The sequence below is a fragment of the Agrobacterium genomosp. 13 str. CFBP 6927 genome (genome assembly GCA_900012615.1).
In the GTDB taxonomy this organism is placed as follows: domain Bacteria; phylum Pseudomonadota; class Alphaproteobacteria; order Rhizobiales; family Rhizobiaceae; genus Agrobacterium.
The window spans coordinates 2,404,134-2,421,638 of record LT009756.1; the positions used below are offsets into that span (position 1 = coordinate 2,404,134).

At 61.4% G+C, this 17,505-nt stretch carries 16 protein-coding genes; 7 read left to right on the forward strand and 9 right to left on the reverse strand.

From position 1 onward, the window contains the following. Positions 1-12 precede the first annotated feature (12 nt). The 3 genes from AGR13A_RS11990 to chpT all read right to left on the reverse strand — a co-directional run bounded on the left by AGR13A_RS11990 (position 13) and on the right by chpT (position 2,458). Positions 13-1,059, reverse strand: coding sequence for an alpha/beta hydrolase family protein (locus AGR13A_RS11990; RefSeq protein WP_167377483.1), 1,047 nt, complete (start codon positions 1,057-1,059; stop codon positions 13-15). Between the two features lie 134 nt (positions 1,060-1,193). Further along, positions 1,194-1,721, reverse strand: a complete 528-nt coding sequence (locus AGR13A_RS11995; protein ID WP_080835781.1) for a GNAT family N-acetyltransferase — start codon at positions 1,719-1,721, stop codon at positions 1,194-1,196. 89 nt (positions 1,722-1,810) lie between these two features. Continuing rightward, positions 1,811-2,458 carry a histidine phosphotransferase ChpT gene (gene chpT / locus AGR13A_RS12000; protein ID WP_035219940.1) on the reverse strand — a complete coding sequence of 216 codons (648 nt, stop codon included), beginning with the start codon at positions 2,456-2,458 and terminating at the stop codon, positions 1,811-1,813. A gap of 251 nt (positions 2,459-2,709) precedes the next feature. Here chpT and AGR13A_RS12005 point away from each other — a divergent pair, with 251 nt between their 5' ends. Beyond that, on the forward strand, positions 2,710-3,306 hold the full coding sequence (locus AGR13A_RS12005) for a DUF1134 domain-containing protein (RefSeq protein WP_035219939.1): 597 nt from the start codon (positions 2,710-2,712) through the stop codon (positions 3,304-3,306). A gap of 274 nt (positions 3,307-3,580) precedes the next feature. Continuing rightward, entirely contained in the window at positions 3,581-4,810 is a 1,230-nt protein-coding gene (locus AGR13A_RS12010) for a hypothetical protein (protein WP_035219937.1), read from the forward strand. Between the two features lie 194 nt (positions 4,811-5,004). Here the strand turns inward: AGR13A_RS12010 and AGR13A_RS12015 are convergent, their stop codons facing one another. Further along, positions 5,005-5,859, reverse strand: a complete 855-nt coding sequence (locus AGR13A_RS12015) for a TrmH family RNA methyltransferase (protein WP_139786051.1) — start codon at positions 5,857-5,859, stop codon at positions 5,005-5,007. Beyond that, entirely contained in the window at positions 5,849-6,241 is a 393-nt protein-coding gene (locus AGR13A_RS12020; RefSeq protein ID WP_059754555.1) for a hypothetical protein, read from the reverse strand. The genes AGR13A_RS12015 and AGR13A_RS12020 overlap by 11 nt, the downstream gene beginning before the upstream one ends. Before the next feature lie 38 nt (positions 6,242-6,279). Here AGR13A_RS12020 and AGR13A_RS12025 point away from each other — a divergent pair, with 38 nt between their 5' ends. The 3 genes from AGR13A_RS12025 (at position 6,280) to rpoH (ending at position 9,455) form a co-directional block, all read left to right on the forward strand. Beyond that, positions 6,280-7,302 carry an RluA family pseudouridine synthase gene (locus tag AGR13A_RS12025; RefSeq protein WP_035228053.1) on the forward strand — a complete coding sequence of 341 codons (1,023 nt, stop codon included), beginning with the start codon at positions 6,280-6,282 and terminating at the stop codon, positions 7,300-7,302. A gap of 258 nt (positions 7,303-7,560) precedes the next feature. Continuing rightward, the gene (locus AGR13A_RS12030) at positions 7,561-8,385 is read left to right on the forward strand and encodes a class I SAM-dependent methyltransferase (protein WP_080835784.1); all 825 of its coding nucleotides are present in this window, start codon (positions 7,561-7,563) and stop codon (positions 8,383-8,385) included. 167 nt (positions 8,386-8,552) lie between these two features. Then, positions 8,553-9,455, forward strand: coding sequence for an RNA polymerase sigma factor RpoH (gene rpoH, locus AGR13A_RS12035; RefSeq protein WP_080835787.1), 903 nt, complete (start codon positions 8,553-8,555; stop codon positions 9,453-9,455). A gap of 442 nt (positions 9,456-9,897) precedes the next feature. Here the strand turns inward: rpoH and AGR13A_RS12040 are convergent, their stop codons facing one another. After that, positions 9,898-12,219, reverse strand: coding sequence for a hypothetical protein (locus tag AGR13A_RS12040; protein ID WP_167377484.1), 2,322 nt, complete (start codon positions 12,217-12,219; stop codon positions 9,898-9,900). Positions 12,220-12,289: 70 nt separating this feature from the next. Beyond that, positions 12,290-13,588, reverse strand: coding sequence for an adenylosuccinate synthase (locus AGR13A_RS12045; protein WP_035228045.1), 1,299 nt, complete (start codon positions 13,586-13,588; stop codon positions 12,290-12,292). Between the two features lie 239 nt (positions 13,589-13,827). Here AGR13A_RS12045 and AGR13A_RS12050 point away from each other — a divergent pair, with 239 nt between their 5' ends. Continuing rightward, positions 13,828-14,715, forward strand: coding sequence for a DMT family transporter (locus AGR13A_RS12050; protein ID WP_167377485.1), 888 nt, complete (start codon positions 13,828-13,830; stop codon positions 14,713-14,715). Positions 14,716-14,769: 54 nt separating this feature from the next. Here the strand turns inward: AGR13A_RS12050 and AGR13A_RS12055 are convergent, their stop codons facing one another. Further along, the gene (locus AGR13A_RS12055; protein WP_080835796.1) at positions 14,770-15,303 is read right to left on the reverse strand and encodes a transglutaminase-like cysteine peptidase; all 534 of its coding nucleotides are present in this window, start codon (positions 15,301-15,303) and stop codon (positions 14,770-14,772) included. Between the two features lie 679 nt (positions 15,304-15,982). On the opposite strand from AGR13A_RS12055, the gene AGR13A_RS12060 reads away from it, so the two are divergent. Continuing rightward, positions 15,983-16,567 (forward strand): transglycosylase SLT domain-containing protein, encoded by a 585-nt coding sequence (locus AGR13A_RS12060; RefSeq protein WP_080835799.1) that lies wholly within the window; start codon positions 15,983-15,985, stop codon positions 16,565-16,567. Between the two features lie 201 nt (positions 16,568-16,768). Here AGR13A_RS12060 and AGR13A_RS12065 read toward each other — a convergent pair whose 3' ends face one another. Then, entirely contained in the window at positions 16,769-17,383 is a 615-nt protein-coding gene (locus AGR13A_RS12065; RefSeq protein ID WP_080836810.1) for an alpha/beta hydrolase, read from the reverse strand. Between the last annotated feature and the right edge of the window lie 122 nt (positions 17,384-17,505).

Genomic DNA, 17,505 nt, shown 5'->3' on the forward strand with positions numbered 1-17,505 from the left:
CGGACACCGGTGTTAACGCATTTCGACTTTCAGGAAGCCGATAATTGCTTCCGCGATTTGCACGTGGATGGCTGTGCGGTCTCGGCCTCCCCCGTCGCGGCAGACGAAACCTTCCCCTGGCGAAAGCTCTTCTACGATTTTTTCGCCATTCGGTTTGCAAATCTGCATGAAGCTGAAATGGCTGGCGTCCGGTATTTCCCGATAGAGGGTCGTCGCCTTCGGCAAATGGCGGGCGATATAGTCGGAATCGGCCTTGATGGCGGCAATCTCGGGTGTCTCGACACCCGCAGCCAGAACCAGAACCGGAACCTCCACACCTTGCAGCGTCTCCGGCAGAAAACCGGAAGCCGGCCCGAGATCGAGTGCGATGGCCGCCCGGATGCGAACATCGCTCAAATCCATCGAAAGGCGCGGATCCGCCTTGCCATCGCCGACGATCCCGACCTTGGCCAAAAGCCGGGGCGCCTTGCATTGCGGTGGCGCTTTCTCTCCATGGCAGTCCCTTAAGGCAAGTTCGGCGCTATAGCGGGCCCCGACCAGCTCCATCGCGGTCCAGCCTCCGAGAGAATGCCCGATCACGGCAATACGCTTGCTGTCGATCTTGCCCGCAAGCTGATCACCGTCGAGCAGCGCCGTCAGCGTCCTGCTGATGTCGCGCGGCCGCTCCCAGAGGGGAACGATCTCGGTCGCATTCTCTTCGGTAAATGATTCGCCGTTATGATCCGGCGCGGCCACGACATAACCCTGCTGAACAAGTTCGCCGGCAATCCAGTTCAGATTGCGCCAGCTGCCGCCAAACCCGTGCGACAGCAGCACGAGAGGACGCGCGCCGGCCAGGAGAGGGGCGGACGGCTGAACGTCGAGACCGTAAAAGGCCGCGTTCTCGCCCACGACCTCGCTTTTGCCCGAAGGCGCCGCCAGATACCAAAATGAGACGGCAAGCGCTCTCGCGCCGGCCCCGTCAGGCAATTCTATCTGCCTGAAACCGATGGCGCTTTGCGCCACTGCCGCCGGAGCGGTGAAAAAAATGACGATTGCTGCCAGAAGAGAGTGACGCATGGGATGCTCCAGAAGTTGATCTGGGCCAACCCCTGCCGCAAAACGCCTCCGCCTGAGACCTCAAACAGGTTTCAGGACGCCCTCAAACGCGATCGAGACAGCATCTTCACCGGACCGCCCCAGGAGTAAGAGCGCTAGGCCGCAGACAACCGCTCGAAAAGCCGCACGGGACTGTTCCGAAACATCGTATCGCGAAACGGCTGAAAGCCGAATCGGGCGGCAATGGCCAGGGAGGGGCTGTTCAGCGGATCGATCATGCAGACAGTCCGCTGCGAAATCCCGCGACTGTCGAACCATCCGGTTGCAGCCGCCACCGCTTCAGTCGCGGCACCCTTGCCGGCCAGTTCCCTGTCGATTTTCCACATCGCCTCCGGCACGCCGTCAAAATCCGCCCCGTTTCCGCGGCGCATATGGGCAAAACCCACCTCGCCCACGATGCGCCCCGTCTTTGCCTCCTCCACGACAAAGGGACCGAAGCCGAAGGCGGACCAATGGCCGATGAAGCGCAGGAGACGGGCAAAAGCGAGTTCCGCATCCAGCGGAGTAATCGATTTGACACCATCGATAGGCAGGACATCCGCGCCCCAGAAGGCGCAATAAAGCGCTTCATCCCCGATGGCATGCGGCCGCAGGATGAGGCGGGCGGTTGTCAGGCGTGTCATGAACGTGCTCCCCAAAACGGAAAAAAGGCCGGTGCGTCGGCAGACGCAGCCCGGCCCTTTCCTGAAAAATCATGCCCGCAATTGAACGGTCACTCGGCAATCGTTTTCGCGGTGAAGACGATGCGATCCTCATGCACCTTGTATTCCACCGCCATATTGGCCTCTTCGGCCAGAAGCAGCGTGTAATAGGGCTGCACGGAATGGGCGTCGACGGCCTCTTCCAGCCTGCCTTCGTAAATCTCGGCGAATTTGGCCGGAACGCGCATCATCCGGCCCTTGACGGTGATTTCGAACTTGGCGTCACCGTCGGGGCTTTCCAGCAGCACATCCACATTGCCGCCGCGTGGGATCGCTCCATAAGCGACGAGGAAGAGGTTGAGCAAGAGTTTGACACGATTCTTCGCAACGATGGCGCGTGGACCGTTCCAGCTGACTTCGGCCTTCTTTTCGGCGGCGGCGAAATCCTTGGCGGCTTTTTCGGCCTCGCCCGTATCGATCGAAGCGCCGGCGGAACCCGACGCACCGAAAGCAAGGCGGGCGAACTTCAGCCGCACGGATGCGTTAAGGGCTGACGTGCGGATGAGATCGAGCGCATCGTCATCCGTGCCGCCCTCGTCCAGCAGTTCGAGGCCGTTATTGATGGCGCCAACAGGAGAAATCACATCATGGCACACACGGCTGCACAGAAGAGCCGCCAGATCGGGACCGGACAGCGTGATATTGAGTTTGCTCGTCATAAAATTCTCTCCTGCGCAAGGGAGGCGCGGACGGTGTGGAAATTGTTAAGCCATAATGACACCATATTTGGTAAACCGATTGTTAATAGGATGGTTTCAAAATGCCAAATGCCTTAACAGGCCACATTGGAGCCCCGTGTATCCGCTAGGACGCACGACAGATGCTGTAGAACTTTGACTCTACGCGCCGGCCCCTGCGAAAACCGATTCGGTTTTTCGGGCTGATGCGTTAACAAAACAGACGGACGGACATGACGATGCGCCTTACGAAAACCCGCACCATTGCACGCCTCGGACTGGGAAAGATTGTCGCGCTCCTTGCGAGCCTCCTGATGTGGGTCGCACCGGCAGCGGCCCAGAACAGCGATCAATATTCCATGCAGGAAGTCGTGGATGCAGGCCACGGATTCTTCGGTGAAACCACCGGCGGCCTTGCCAAGGTGGTGGAGCGCGCCTTCCAGCAATACGGTCTTCCGAACGGTTACATTCTCGGCCAGGAAGGCTCCGGCGCCTTCGTTGCCGGCCTCACCTATGGCGAAGGCACGCTTTACACCAAGAATGCCGGCCAGCACCCCGTCTTCTGGCAGGGTCCGTCGCTCGGGCTTGATTATGGCGGCCAGGGCACCCGCGCCATGATGCTGGTCTACAACCTGCCCTCGGTCGACGCGCTTTACCGCCGTTTCGGCGGCGTCAGCGGCTCGGCCTTCATCGTCGCCGGCGTCGGCATGACTTATCTGAAGAGCAGCGATGTCACGCTGGCACCCATCCGCACCGGCATCGGCGCGCGCCTCGGCATCAATGTCGGTTACCTGAAGCTCACCCAGCAGCCGACCTGGAACCCCTTCTAATAAGACGGGACGGTGCGGCATCTTTCTTCTCCCCGAGGGGGAGAAGGTGGCCCGAATGGTCGGATGAGGGGGCAACCTTGCCGTATCCCTCTACCCTTGCCCCCTCATCCCGCTGCCGCGGACTTCTTCCCCTCGGGGAGAAAAAACAAGCGGTGCCGACGTCGCCTGTGCAATTGCCGGGAGCCCCCTCCCCACGGTTGCAATAATAGCGTAACGTGCTTTCGCGCCCCTCTTTCCGAATGCGCGCGTATCTGAGTTTCGGAGACTGTCCCGCGTGATCGAATATGCCATTCTTTTCGGATTGGGTTTTCTCACCGCAACCCTGCTGGCCCTGTTGATCGCACCCGCGATCCATCGCCGCATCGTCGCCTATACGGAAAACCGCCTGCGCGCGACCATGCCCATCAGCCCGCAGGAAGTGCGCGCCCAGAAAGACATGGCGCGCGCGCTTTACGCGGCTGAAAACGCCAAGGTCCGCCAGGAACTGGACACCGAACGGGAGAAGAACACCTCGCTGCGCCTCGCCAACGAGGCTGCCTCCAGCGATGCCTACCGCCTTGGCGAGCAGAATCGCGGCTTTTCCCTGAAAATCGAGGAACTGACGCTGGAGATCGGCGAATTGCGCGCCGCCCTCGATGCCAGCGAGGAACGTGCCGACACCATACAATCGAACCTTCTGCAGCAGGAACAGGCCGCAAACGAGCGCGCCACGCAGATGTCGGACCTCACCGCCCGCCTGACCAACCTGACGCGCGAACTGGATGATTCGAAAATCACCGCCGCGACCCGCGACCTTGAGGCGGAGCAGGCGAAACAGAGCGCCACGCGGTTCCGCAAGGAAGGCGAGACCGCGACCCGCGAATTGCAGGACGTGGCGGCGCGCAACAAGGAAGCCATGACGGCGGTTGCCCGCGAAAGCCGCAAGGTCACCCGGCTGGAAGAACAGGTCGCGACCGTCATGGCGAAAAACGCCGATCTCGACACGATGCTGACGCTGCGCAACCAGGAGGTCGCCCGCCTGAAGGAACAGCTGGCCGCAACGGGTGGCCGCAGCAACGACATGATCATTCGCCTGCCGAACCCGGCCGAGCCGGTTGAGAAAACGGTTAACCCGCCGCAACCGGCGGCCGCTGCCCCAGTCGCCGCGCTTGAAACCGCACCCGCCGCTGAAGAAGAGGCGGCACCGGCAATGGCCGCAGAGGAACCAGTCCCCCCCGTCGTGACGGAACCAGCGGCGTCGCAAGGTCTGGAGCAGGAAATCGAGGATATCCGCAATCAGGGCACCGCGCTCACCGAACGCCTGCTGAACGTGCGCGGCACCGGCAATGACGAACCGATCCGCCGCGAAATCGCAAGGATTGCCGCCGAGATGATCGCGCTCACCGCCGCGCAGGAGGGCGAAAAATCGCCCATTCCGGCGCTGCTGGCCAAGGCCTCTGGCTCATCGGGGCGGGAGAGCCTTGCGAAGCGGGCGAAGGTGGTGATGGAGAAGCGGAAACACTAGGCCCTCGGCGGGTGTAGTTTACCCCCCTCTGCCCTACCGGGCATCTCCCCCTCAAGGGGGGAGATCAGCTGGGAGCTAACCCTCGCTCATTCGCAACGTTAGAGATGGTCTGAAGAGTGCTGCATATCGATCTCCCCCCTTGAGGGGGAGATGCCCGGCAGGGCAGAGGGGGGTAAGCCGCATACGCCTCGGCATCACACCCGCCCTATCGCCCCCGCCATCTGATAAAGCGCCAGCCCCGAAGCCGTCCCCGCATTCAGGCTATCCAGCTGCGGCGACTGCGCAATCCGCGCCGTGTGAAACCGCGAGAGCACCGATTGCGGCAACCCCTCGCCTTCCGTGCCGATCACCAGCGCCATGCGCGCGGATCGGGGAATGTCGCGTATTTCGGTCTCGCCATTGGGCGAAAGGCTCCAGATCGCAAAACCGGCCTCCGAGAGCCGCTCCAGCATCTCCACCGCGCCGCCGCCGCGATGATAAGGAACCGACAGAACCGAACCGACGGACACCCTGTGTGCCTTGCGATAAAGCGGATCGCAGCAGGTCTCGTCCAGAAATACCGCATCGGCATAAAACGCCGCCGCGTTACGGAACATCGCACCGAGATTGTCGTGGTTGGAAATGCCGCAGCCCACGAGCACCAGCGACGAGGCGGGAAGTGCCGCCGTCATCTCCTCCAGCCCGCGATCCTGAACCCGCCGCCCGAGCGCCAGAATGCCGCGATGCAGGTGGAACCCAACAATGCCATCCAGCACCGGCGCTTCGGCCACATAAACAGGAACATCATCAGGGAAATCGGCAAGGATATCGGCGACACCGGCAAGCCGGTTGCGAAGGATGAGGATGCTTTCCGCCGCAAAGGCGCCGCCCGCTTTATGGGCGGCGGCCAGCATGCGCAGCACCACCGTGCCTTCGGCAATGAAGCGGCCCTGACGCCCGGTCAGGTCGCGCTCGCGAATATCGCGAAAGGCGGCGATGCGCGGATCGGCTGGATCATCGACCGGGATCAGCGCCCGGCCGTCCAGCAGGTTATTGGCCTCACTGGCCATCGACCGTTACATCGGCGAGGAACCGGCCGGCCGCGACGTTGAAGACCAGCGCCTTGCGGGTGCCATTGGCCAGCCTGCCGTAAAACAGCATGTCGCCGCCGGAATAGCTGACATTGTCGATGACGAAGCCCTGCGGCAGGCTGGCGGTGACGGCCAGCGGCCCATTGCCGGTGGGAACCGCGAGGTTCGGCGCTTCGCTCTGCGTCTGGACGGCCTTCGACGGCCCCATCGCCTTGTAGACAACCGCACCGAAGACGGCCATAAGGCTGATAAACATCACGGAGCCCGACACGATCTGCAAACGGATCATCTTGCGGCGAACTTTTTCCATGGCCGGATCAAGCGGCTTGTCTTCCTGTTCGTCTTGCTCGATCTGCGTCATCGGGTTCCCTGAAATGCTGATGGATCGGAAAAATAACAATGAACGACCCCTTTAAACAAGGCGGAGACGCAAGGAAAGTCCTGATTGCCGGGGAAGACGCCGAAGGCCGCCTGGATTCCTGGCTGGCGGGCGAAGTCGGCGGCGATCTGTCACGCAGCCGTATCAAGGCGCTGATCGAGCAGGGCGCGGTTCTCGTCAACGACAAGCCGGTGACGGAGCCGAAAAAGAAGGTGCATCCGAAAGACCGCATCGAGATCGTCATGCCGGAGCCGGAAGACCCCGAGCCGCAGGGCGAGGATATTCCGCTCGACGTTGAATATGAAGACGAAGACCTGATCGTGCTCGTCAAGCCGGCCGGTCTCGTCGTGCATCCGGGCGCCGGCAACTGGACCGGAACGCTGGTCAATGCCCTCATCCACCATTGCGGCGACAGCCTTTCCGGCATTGGCGGCGTCAAGCGGCCGGGCATCGTGCACCGGCTGGACAAGGAAACCTCCGGTGTCATGGTCGTGGCGAAAAACGACAATGCCCATCGCCATCTCGCTGCGCAATTTGCCGATCACGGCCGCACCGGACCGCTGGAGCGGGCCTACAAGGCCGTCGTCTGGGGTCGCCCGCGCACCCTGCGCGGCACCATCGACGCCGCACTCGGCCGCGGGGCCGACCGTACCAAACGCGCCGTCAAGCGTGAGGATGCCGATGATGCCCGCGAGGCGATCACCCATTACGAGGTGATGGAACGTTTTCATGAACGGTCCGACGCTTCCTGCCTCGCCTCCATGGTGGAATGCCGGCTGGAGACGGGCCGCACGCACCAGATCCGCGTGCATATGGCCCATATCGGCCATCCGCTGATCGGCGATCCCGAATATGGCGCGGCCTTCCGCACCAAGGCGAACCTGCTTGAAGAACCCGCCAGAAGCACCGTCAACCGCTTTCCGCGACAGGCGCTGCATGCCTATCTTCTGGCCTTTGAACACCCCCGTACCGGCGAAGTGATGGAGTTCGAAACCGACATGCCGGATGACATGCAGGAGTTGCTTACCGCCCTGCGCAGCTGAAAACCTGCATGGCGCGGTCAAAAAAACCGCGCCTCCCATCTCACCGGAAGCCCCGGATAATAAAAAAAGATTAGCGGATAGCGATATGCCGCAGTCGGTCCTTTTTATAGACCGCCCCAATTTCGCTTCAATCATCGCACCTCCTCGGCCCCCGCAAGGCTTGAAACCTGCCAAGCAACAGACGCCGCAGGGGGACGCCTTTCGTTCGATCCGCCTCCCCTCGAACGGAACCGGCATGATGACGGGAATCTATCGCGCATGAACATCGATGAACGCCGGTTTATATTTCAGGATTTGCGCAGCGTCGAAGGCTATATCGATCCGCCCGATGCGCTTGTCTTCAAGGCGCTGCTGCAGGCGCAGACCAGAAACCACCTTGAAGGCGGCATGGCGGAAATCGGCGTTTATTATGGCCGCTCCTATTTCCTGCTGCGCAAATTCGCGCAGGGGCAGGAGAAGGTTCTGGGCGTCGACCTGTTCGAAATGGACCCGCCGGAGGATGGCAGCCTCGACCAATATGACCGCCTGATGGAAAACGGCCGGCGGCTGGGCTTTGCGATGGATGAGGACCTGATCATCAAGGGTGACAGCACCCGGCTCGCACCGGCCGACATCACCTCGCGGATCGGGCCCGTGCGCTTCTTCAGCATTGATGGCGGACACCACCTGCACCATGTTTTGGCGGATGCGAAGCTGGCGATGGAGGTGATCGCCCCGCATGGCGTCATCGTCTTCGATGACACTTTCAATCCCGCATGGCCGGAAGTGACGGTGGGGGTTGCCGATTTCCTGCGCACCCATGGCCACAGCCTCGCCTGCTTCGCCATGACCAAATATAAAACCTATGTCTGCCGCCGCGAGTTTCACGCGGTTTACGCAGGCGCGATTGCCGAGGAACCCGACTTGCGGGCGCTTGGCCATGCCGAAACGCAGTTTCTCGGCTCTGCCGTCGTGCGTCTGCATAACCCCATGCGCAGGCGGGTAATGTATGAGCTGATGATACGCTCTGGCCTCGGTGGATTTTCGGAACGAATCTACCGCTCGAAAGTTAAACAGGTCAGAGATAGTTTCGCCGGAACATAACGTATGTGTGAACGCAGCGTTCGCTTGAAACGCGGCGGGTGCATACATATCTGTCACATGGGTTCGTGCGGGGTCGGTAACGACCCGCAGCTTACGGTGTGCCTCGGGCGGGCGATTTGCCAGGCCAAAGAGGGTACCGTTCCAGACCATAGATAAGGGGGTGCTTTATGGCCCGCAATAGTTTGCCTACGATTACCGCCGGCGAAGCCGGTCTCAATAGATATCTCGACGAAATCCGTAAATTTCCGATGCTGGAGCCGCAGGAAGAATACATGCTTGGCAAGCGTTACGCCGAGCATGGTGACCGCGACGCCGCCCATAGGCTTGTCACCAGCCATCTGCGTCTCGTCGCCAAGATCGCCATGGGTTACCGCGGTTACGGCCTGCCGATCGGCGAAGTCGTGTCCGAAGGCAATGTCGGCCTGATGCAGGCGGTGAAGAAGTTCGACCCGGAACGCGGTTTCCGTCTGGCCACCTATGCCATGTGGTGGATCAAGGCCTCGATCCAGGAATATATCCTGCGCTCCTGGTCGCTGGTGAAGATGGGTACCACCGCCAACCAGAAACGCCTGTTCTTCAACCTGCGCCGGCTGAAAGGCCGTATCCAGGCGATTGACGATGGCGATCTGAAGCCGGAACACGTCAAGGAAATCGCCACCAAGCTGCAGGTGTCGGAAGAAGAAGTCATCTCGATGAACCGCCGCCTGCATGGCGACGCCTCGCTGAATGCGCCGATCAAGGCATCCGAAGGCGAATCCGGCCAGTGGCAGGATTGGCTGGTGGACGACCATGACAGCCAGGAAGCCGTGCTGATCGAGCAGGACGAGCTGGAAACCCGCCGCCGCATGCTGGCGAAAGCCATGGGCGTGCTGAACGACCGTGAACGCCGCATCTTCGAGGCCCGCCGCCTCGCGGAAGACCCGGTAACGCTGGAAGAACTCTCGTCCGAGTTCGACATCAGCCGCGAACGCGTCCGCCAGATCGAGGTTCGCGCCTTCGAAAAGGTGCAGGAAGCGGTGCACAAGGAAGCGTTGGAAGCTGCGCGCGCATTGCGCGTGGTGGATGCGTAAAGCATATCCAGCAAAAATGCGGAGCGGTTTGCGTCCGTGCCATGGATCATCCTCGGCCCTCGGCCGGGGATTTTTTGTTGGTAAAAGGCTGACGACTGGAAATGGCCTGCCATCCGAGACCGGCGATTGCGCTGGAGGAAAACCGGCAGGAAAAATATCCATGCTTCGGGGGATGCCGCTTACCCCCCTCTGCCCTGCCGGGCATCTCCCCCACAAGGAGGGAGATCGGCAAGACGCTCTACCTCCGCTTCATCCTCGTCCGTTGAGTTGGTCGAGACCTCGCGGCATATCGATCTCCCCCTTGTGGGGGAGATGCCCGGCAGGGCAGAGGGGGGTGAGCCACACCCACCGGCACCAACTAACCCACCCATCACCCGACAAACGCAAAGACACCGCCGTAGCCATATAACGAAAAGGGCGACCCGAGCCGCCCTTTCAATCCTCACTGTCCGCCGGCAGCCGGCGTTGCAGCGGCCCATTCGCTGAGCGCCTTGTCGAAGGCGGCGATGCCGTCATTGCCCTTTTGCAGGGTCAGCAGTGCGCGCCGGCCGTTGCGATAGGAAACCGGAATATCGATCCAGTTGCGGCTCTTCAAAAGCTCCAGATTGGTCTTCATCGCATCCGGGAAGTCGTTGAGCGCGATCATGTGGAAATCGTCAGTGATCTTGGCCGGAACCGCGATCAGGGCGTTGCCACGATCCTGCTCCGTGCTCTTCATCGCGATGCGCTGGACGCTGTCGATCGCGCCACCCTCGAAGCCGGGCGAAACCGAGAAGACGATCTCGATCAGATGGCTTGCGGGCAGAGACGGGTCGGTGTTGCGCTTGAAGGTGATCAGCGCGCTGAGGCCACGGCCGGGAACGGTGATCTGGCCCTGCACGGTCGGCGAGGGTTTGCCGTCCGCGTCGTTTTCCTGCTGCAACGACCAGGAAACGCTGCCCTGAATGGCGGTCGGAACCGTCTGGCCCAGCACTTCCTCGTAAAGGAACATGCGGTCGCCGGTGGCGGCAGCGGCGGGCTGCTGCGCCGGCGGCGTGCCGGCAGGCGTTCCCGCGGGCGCGCCCGCAGTATTGGCCGGAGCCTCACCCGCAGGCGGCGGCGCGACGTTCTGTTCGTAGACCGACTGGCCTTCCGCCGTCACCGGCTGGCCATTGGCGCCGGGAGCAGGCCCTTCGTCACGCTCTGTGCCGTCGGCCAGAAGCCGCTGGGTGAATTTCGTACCGGTAACGGAACCGTCGTCACCATGCGGCTGCGCCTGGTGGTTGGTCGGATTTGTCGCGGGTTGCTGCCCGGTCGCCGGCGGCTGCTGGCCGGCCGGCGGCGTGGATGTCTGCGTCTGCGCCGTATCGGGCGAAGGTGTCTGGGTTTCCCCGCCCTTCTGTGCCGATTGCACCAGGCCGCCAACCATGTCGTTCAGCGCGTCACGGTTTTGCCATAGCGCATAACCGCCGCCGGCAAGAAGCCCGACACCGACAAGGGCAAGCACCAGCGACGCATAGTTGCGGCGCGGCTTCTTCTTGACCATGTAGGCCGGTGTTGTGGCCCCTGCGCCCAAAGCGGGCGGTTCATCCGCAGTCGCCCGGTTGGAGGAGGACGCGCCGTCGTAACCGATCAGCTCGTCCAGATCGTCCCAGGGGGTGCGCTCCTTGTTTTCCTTGGCCGCGGCCCGGTCATCGAAGGGATCATTATCGGCGCGCGGCAGCGCCGGCGCGTCCTTCGCGGGAATGGCAATATCCGTGTCCTGGAAATAGGACGAGAAATCCTCGACGACGGCCGCTTTTTTCGGAGCCGTGTCTTCCGTCTGACGGGGTTCGGAAAAATCGCCCTGTCCGCCGAAAATGGGATCGTGATCAATACCGGCACGATGGCCGGCATGCTCTTCCTCATTGCGCCTTTCAGGCTCGAAGCTCACATCCGGGGCCTGATAATGCTGCGCGGCATAACCGGCGACGACAGGACGTTCATCCCGCTCGTTGCGGACTTCGGCATAGTCCTCAGCGGCCGGGCGGACTTCCTCATCCTCGGCTTGGTCAAGCTTGCGCCAATCATCCTCGTCAACCGGCTGCGCCCAATGGGGCGGCACGGAATCGTCGGCATGGACAGGCGTTTCAGGCGCGATATCGCGCTCGGCTTCCGGCTGATAAGCCGGCTCCTCTTCCGCGCGGGTAAAATAGGTGCCGACCTCTTCATGGGAAACGGCAGCCTGAGCCACATGAACGGGTTCCGGCGCGTCGTAAAGCTCTTCCGGCTCGCGCTCCGCATAACGTTCCTCGTCATGCGAAGGAGCGGTGGAAACGGGCGTCTCGTGGAGAGGCTCTTCCTCACGGGCGGGTTCTTCATAAACCGGCTCGGGCTGCGCGGCCACAACCGGGGCAGACTCTTCCTCAACCGGCTCGTACCGTTCCTCCTGCCGCTCATGGTGCGGCTCAGCGGCATGGTCCGGCTCGGTGGCGTGGGCTGCGGGTTCGTCGGCAACATCCTGTTGATAATAGGATGTTGCCGTCTCTTCGGCCGCCGGCTGGAGGGCATCATCGTCCTCCAGCGCCGGAAGCGCCTCGGCATATTCGCTGTCCACCTCGGCAATGGCGGCGTCCAGCTTGGCGATCTGCCGGCGCAACAATTCTTCCGGCGGACGTGGCTTCATATTCTCGAGTTGGCGCACAACCGCACTGCGCGCCTTGTCGTAAACCTTCGCCCGGTTTTCGGGAGTATTGTTCGCCAAGCCATCCACGGCCTTGCGAATGACTGCTACAAAATCCGCCATAAGCACTTTCTCGTCGTGACCGGCGACGTACCGGCCCGATATGGTTTATGAATCTAGATCGCCGAGGACATTAATCCTCAAACGGATCAGTCACAAGTATGGTGTCGTCACGCTCCGGACTTGTCGACAGAAGTGCGACAGGCGCCCCGATCAACTCCTCGACCTGACGGACATATTTGATTGCCTGAGCAGGCAAATCCGCCCATTTTCGGGCACCGACGGTGGATTCTTTCCAGCCTTCCAGTGTGACGTAGATCGGCTCGACCCGCGCCTGCGCGCCCTGGCTTGCCGGAAGATGGTCGATTTCCTGCCCGTCAAGCTTGTAGCCGACGCAGATTTTCAGCTCGTCGAGACCGTCAAGAACGTCGAGCTTGGTCAGCGCGATGCCGGTAATACCATTGGTGGCGACCGACTGGCGCACCAGTGCGGCATCGAACCAGCCGCAGCGGCGCTTGCGGCCGGTGACGGTGCCGAATTCATGGCCCTTTTCGCCGAGGAACTGGCCGATCTCGTCATTCAGCTCGGTCGGGAAAGGACCTTCACCGACGCGGGTGGTGTAGGCCTTGGTGATGCCGAGAATATAACCCAGCGAACCCGGACCCATGCCCGAACCGGCAGCAGCCTGGCCGGCAACCGTGTTGGACGAGGTCACATAGGGATAGGTGCCGTGGTCGATATCGAGCAGCGAGCCCTGCGCACCTTCGAACAGGATGCGCGCACCGGCGCGGCGCTTCTTGTCGAGCAGCAGCCAGACGGTTTCGCTGAAGGGCAGGATGCGCTCGGCAATCGAGCCCAGCTCTTCCATGATCGTCTCATGCGAGACTTCGGCAGCGCCGAAACCGCGGCGAAGCGCATTGTGATGCGTCAGAATGCGATCAACCTTGACCGAAAGCGCTTCCATGTCGGCGAGATCCATCACACGGATGGCGCGACGACCGACCTTGTCTTCGTAAGCCGGGCCGATGCCGCGACGCGTGGTGCCGATCTTGGTGCCGCTGTTGGAGGCAGCGTCTTCGCGCATGCCGTCCAGCTCGCGGTGGAGCGAAAGAATGAGCGTGGCATTGTCGGCAATGCGCAGGTTTTCCGGCGTGACCTTGACGCCCTGAACTTCCAGACGGCCGATTTCGGCGATCAGCGCATGCGGATCGACCACGACGCCATTGCCGATGACGGCGAGCTTGCCGGGACGCACAACGCCGGACGGCAGAAGCGAAAGCTTGTAGCTGACACCGTCGATGACAAGCGTATGGCCGGCATTATGGCCGCCCTGATACCGCACGACGACATCTGCCCGCTCGGACAGCCAGTCGACAATCTTGCCTTTGCCTTCGTCGCCCCACTGCGAGCCGACCACCACAACATTCGTCATTTCTTGCTTTCCTGCTCATGGCGCTCGCGCGCCCGATAACCCGATGGGAAACCCAAACCCGCGAATGTATACTGTGTTGTTTTACGGAAAGCGACCCTGTTTCTTATGGTGAATTTTGCTTTTTCCGTGACAAAACGCCGAATTCCGCATTATCTCGCCCCGTGGGGGGACAAGCGCAAGCGCAAGGCCCCGTTCACCCGCCTTCATTTTCCCGCCCCTTGAAGAAGCGAAACATCAGCGTGCCTTCGAAAGCCTACATCGCCCTCATCATCGCCACGCTCTGCTGGGGCGGCAACACCGTTGCCGGAAAGCTGGCCGTCGGCCACATCAGCCCCATGGCCTTCACCTTCCTGCGCTGGGTTTTGGCCGTCGCCATCATCTTCGCCATTTCCGTGCCGCAGCTGATCAGGGACTGGCCGGTGGTGAAAAAGCGCCTGCCCTATTTCTTCGTGCTCGGCAGCGTTGGTTACACCGCCTTCAACGTCTTTCTCTACACGGCCCTGCAGCACACCTCCGCCATCAATGCCGCCGTCATCCAGGCGGGCATTCCCATGGTCATCTTCGTGCTGAACTTCATCCTGTTCCGCACCCGCGTGCTGTTCGGCCAGATCGCCGGTTTCTGCCTCACCATAGCAGGCGTGGCGCTGCTTGCCTCCCATGGCGATCCGGTCTCGCTGCTGCAACTGGAAATGAATGCAGGCGACGCCATCATGCTACTCGCCGTCTTGGTCTATGCCATCTACACCGTCATCCTGCGCTGGAAACCCGCCGTCGACTGGCGCACGCTGATGGCGATACCTGCCTTCTTCGCGCTCCTCACCTCGGTGCCGCTGGTCTTCTGGGAAATGTCGCGAAACAGCGTCGTCTGGCCGGATCAGAAGGGCTGGGTGCTGGTGGTCTATGCCGCCATTTTTGCGTCGCTCATCGCGCAGATCCTGTACATCAAGGGCGTGGAGCAGATCGGCGCCAACCGCGCCGGCCTCTTCATCAACCTCGTGCCCGTTTTCGGCACGCTTTTGTCCGTTGTGGTGCTCAGCGAAACCCTGCACACCTACCAGATCGCGGCGCTGGTCATGGCGCTGGCGGGCATTGCCGTTGCCGAACGAAAAAAATCGCCGGCTCCCTGATCCCACAAGGATCAGGAGAAACCGGCGCAGTCTGGCAGGCATGAAAAGATGGGCTTAAAGCGCGGTTTCGCGCTCAGCCGGAGAAAAGACGGCGTTACCGAGCACGATATCGCCCTTGTCGGTGGTGACGATCAGCACTTTTTCGAGCGATCCGTCATCATTCAGGGCGAAGGCAAGGCGCAGCGCAGCGGAAGACCAGCCGGCACCGGCAAGGGCCGTGCGCTTGATCGCGGCGCAATCGCCACAATCCTCAGCGCTCAGCGAGGGCGTTGCCGGGACACCGGCTCCGAAACCGGAGAAATAATCATCAAGCGCGCCCATGGTGGCGTTCACATCGCGGTTGACGCGCAGCAGTTCTTCACGGCGCTCGCCGGTCAGCGGCGCGGCGATCGTCGAAACACATTGGCCGGCGGAAAGAACGCAGCCGTCAAACCCGCCCGGAGCCGAAACGCCGATCTGCGTCACCGCGCTCTTCTCGACAGCGGCAAAACCACGGGCAAAACCGGCGGCACCGGCCGCATCGGCATGGGTGGACATGGAAGCGATGGCAATTCCGCAGATGGCGGCAGCAATAATCTTCTTCAGCATTTCATACCCCGTTTGGCGATCCGCCGGCTTGGGCCGGTCTCGATTTCTGTTTTGTGGAGCCCCTGTCTGCGCAGGATGTCCGCTCCTTGTCTGTGATCCCACAATGGCACAGCACTGTTTTCAGCCGCTTTAAGCCGATTGCTACAATTTTATCGGTTTTCATTTTTGTACAGCGGACGCTTTTTTTCGAATATGCGCCGATATCACCGCGCCGAATTACGGCGCAGCGTTGAGAGGCGATAAATGGGCCGCATCGCTGCGGGGGTATCAAAGGGTAGTGCAGGGTTTTGCAGACGATGCGGCCCCGGTTTCAACATATGATCCGCCCGCCAAACCGGTTCCTGTTTGGAGGATGGACATATGCCGGCCGCCTTGACCGTGACATTGGGAAACTCCCCGGTTTCGGCCGCCTGCCCCACCCACCTTGCGCCGCGCGCACGCTCGATGACCGGGATGGAGCAAGTGTAGCGGACCCGGCTGGACCGGGGACGCGCGGGGATAGATGCATTTCAAAAAAGGCGCGCAGGAGAGGCACGGCACACGCTTTCGCCCCATCCCGGACACAGGAATTTTCAGCGGGTTAACAAGCCCTTGATCGGCGGCATTTGAATTAACCTTGTCTTAAAACCCGACGTTAATGGTTAGCAATTTAAGAATAGCGGAACGAAAGGGTTCCGTTATGCGTGGCGTATTTGCCGTAGTTTTTCTGATGCTCGTTCTGGCTGGCTGTGCCACCGCACCGTCACAGGTCACCAATGCCTGTGCGATCTTCGAGCAGCGGAACGGCATCTTCAACAACTGGCGTCGCGATGCGAAAGCGGCCGAGCGCGAGTTCGGCGTGCCCGTGCCTGTGATGATGGCGACGATCTACACCGAATCCGCCTTCCGCCCCTATGCGCGGCCGCCGCGCACCAAGCTTCTCGGCTTCATTCCATGGAAACGCCAGTCGACCGCTTACGGCTATGCTCAGGCGCTGGACGGCACATGGGGTGTTTACCAGCGCGAAACCGGCCGCTGGTCGGCAAGCCGCACCGATTTCACCGATGCGATCCATTTCGTCGGCTGGTACCACGCCAAGAGCCGCCGCGAAAACGGCATTTCACTGAACGACCCCTATAATCTCTACCTCGCTTATTATTCCGGCCATGCCGGTTATGCCAAGGGCAGCTGGCGCAACAATTCCGCGGTCCAGAAGGCCGCCCGCCGCTCCGCCAACATGGCGCTGCGTTACGAGGCGCAGTTGCAGCAATGCGGATATCGCTGAAGGTGGAGTAGCAGGACCATTTTGTCTGCATGCGACGTGGAAAGGCAGATCACCTACCCTCTCCGTCACCCCGGACTAGATCCGGGGTCCAGCGCGATCAAGTCCTTGATCGCAAGAGACTCTTTTCGCGGCGCAGACGCGCCGTGGCTGGATGCCGGATCGAGTCCGGCATGACGGTGAAGAATGAGGTCGGGCAGAAAGCTACCCTCCATAAGCCGCCAGAAAACCCCTGATCGCATCGATCTCGCCCGAGCGGATTTCATGCCCGCCCGGATGCCACACCGTTTCCACCGTGCCGCCCTGCGCCTGAAGGCTCGTTTCCAGCGCCTTCGTCAGCGGCACCGGGCAGATCGGATCGCGCTCACCCGCCGTGATAAGCACCCGGCGCGTTGATTTGGCGGGGGAGATCTTCGGCTCGAACGGGATGAGCGGATGCATCAGCACCGCGGCATCGAAAAGCTCGGGCTGTTCGATCAGCACATTGGCGAGAATATTCGCACCATTGGAAAAGCCGAGACCGATGACCGGGCCGGCCTGATAATGCTCCCGGTTCGCCTTGATGAAATCCGCCATCTTGCCGGTTGCCCGTTCAAGGTCGGCCATGTCGTAGACGCCCTCGCCCGTGCGCCGGAAAAACCGCGCCGCGCCATGTTCGGAAACGTCGCCAACGGGCGAGAGAATGGTAGCCTCAGGCAGCAGGCGGGAGCCGAAATCGAAAAACTGGTTCTCATCGCCGCCGGTGCCGTGCAGCAAAACGAAAAGCGGAGCACCGGCAGAACCGGCGCGGGATTTGTGGAAATAGCTGTCCTTGGTCATGGAACAATCCTTTCTGGAAGGAAGATGGTCAAAGGCTTCCGCAAGGTCTCTTCGGCCAAGCGGAGGAATCATATGGAGTGAGGGGCTTCCGCTGGTTTCTTCTCCCCGAGGGGGAGAAGGTC

Bases quoted from the DNA above. Each gene is read 5' to 3' on its own strand.
- AGR13A_RS11990 (WP_167377483.1), bottom strand. From the start codon at position 1,059: ATGCGTCACTCTCTTCTGGCAGCAATCGTCATTTTTTTCACCGCTCCG.
- AGR13A_RS11995 (WP_080835781.1), bottom strand. From the start codon at position 1,721: ATGACACGCCTGACAACCGCCCGCCTCATCCTGCGGCCGCATGCCATC.
- chpT (WP_035219940.1), bottom strand. From the start codon at position 2,458: ATGACGAGCAAACTCAATATCACGCTGTCCGGTCCCGATCTGGCGGCT.
- AGR13A_RS12005 (WP_035219939.1), top strand. From the start codon at position 2,710: ATGACGATGCGCCTTACGAAAACCCGCACCATTGCACGCCTCGGACTG.
- AGR13A_RS12015 (WP_139786051.1), bottom strand. From the start codon at position 5,859: ATGGCCAGTGAGGCCAATAACCTGCTGGACGGCCGGGCGCTGATCCCG.
- AGR13A_RS12020 (WP_059754555.1), bottom strand. From the start codon at position 6,241: ATGACGCAGATCGAGCAAGACGAACAGGAAGACAAGCCGCTTGATCCG.
- AGR13A_RS12025 (WP_035228053.1), top strand. From the start codon at position 6,280: ATGAACGACCCCTTTAAACAAGGCGGAGACGCAAGGAAAGTCCTGATT.
- AGR13A_RS12030 (WP_080835784.1), top strand. From the start codon at position 7,561: ATGAACATCGATGAACGCCGGTTTATATTTCAGGATTTGCGCAGCGTC.
- rpoH (WP_080835787.1), top strand. From the start codon at position 8,553: ATGGCCCGCAATAGTTTGCCTACGATTACCGCCGGCGAAGCCGGTCTC.
- AGR13A_RS12040 (WP_167377484.1), bottom strand. From the start codon at position 12,219: ATGGCGGATTTTGTAGCAGTCATTCGCAAGGCCGTGGATGGCTTGGCG.
- AGR13A_RS12045 (WP_035228045.1), bottom strand. From the start codon at position 13,588: ATGACGAATGTTGTGGTGGTCGGCTCGCAGTGGGGCGACGAAGGCAAA.
- AGR13A_RS12055 (WP_080835796.1), bottom strand. From the start codon at position 15,303: ATGCTGAAGAAGATTATTGCTGCCGCCATCTGCGGAATTGCCATCGCT.
- AGR13A_RS12060 (WP_080835799.1), top strand. From the start codon at position 15,983: ATGCGTGGCGTATTTGCCGTAGTTTTTCTGATGCTCGTTCTGGCTGGC.
- AGR13A_RS12065 (WP_080836810.1), bottom strand. From the start codon at position 17,383: ATGACCAAGGACAGCTATTTCCACAAATCCCGCGCCGGTTCTGCCGGT.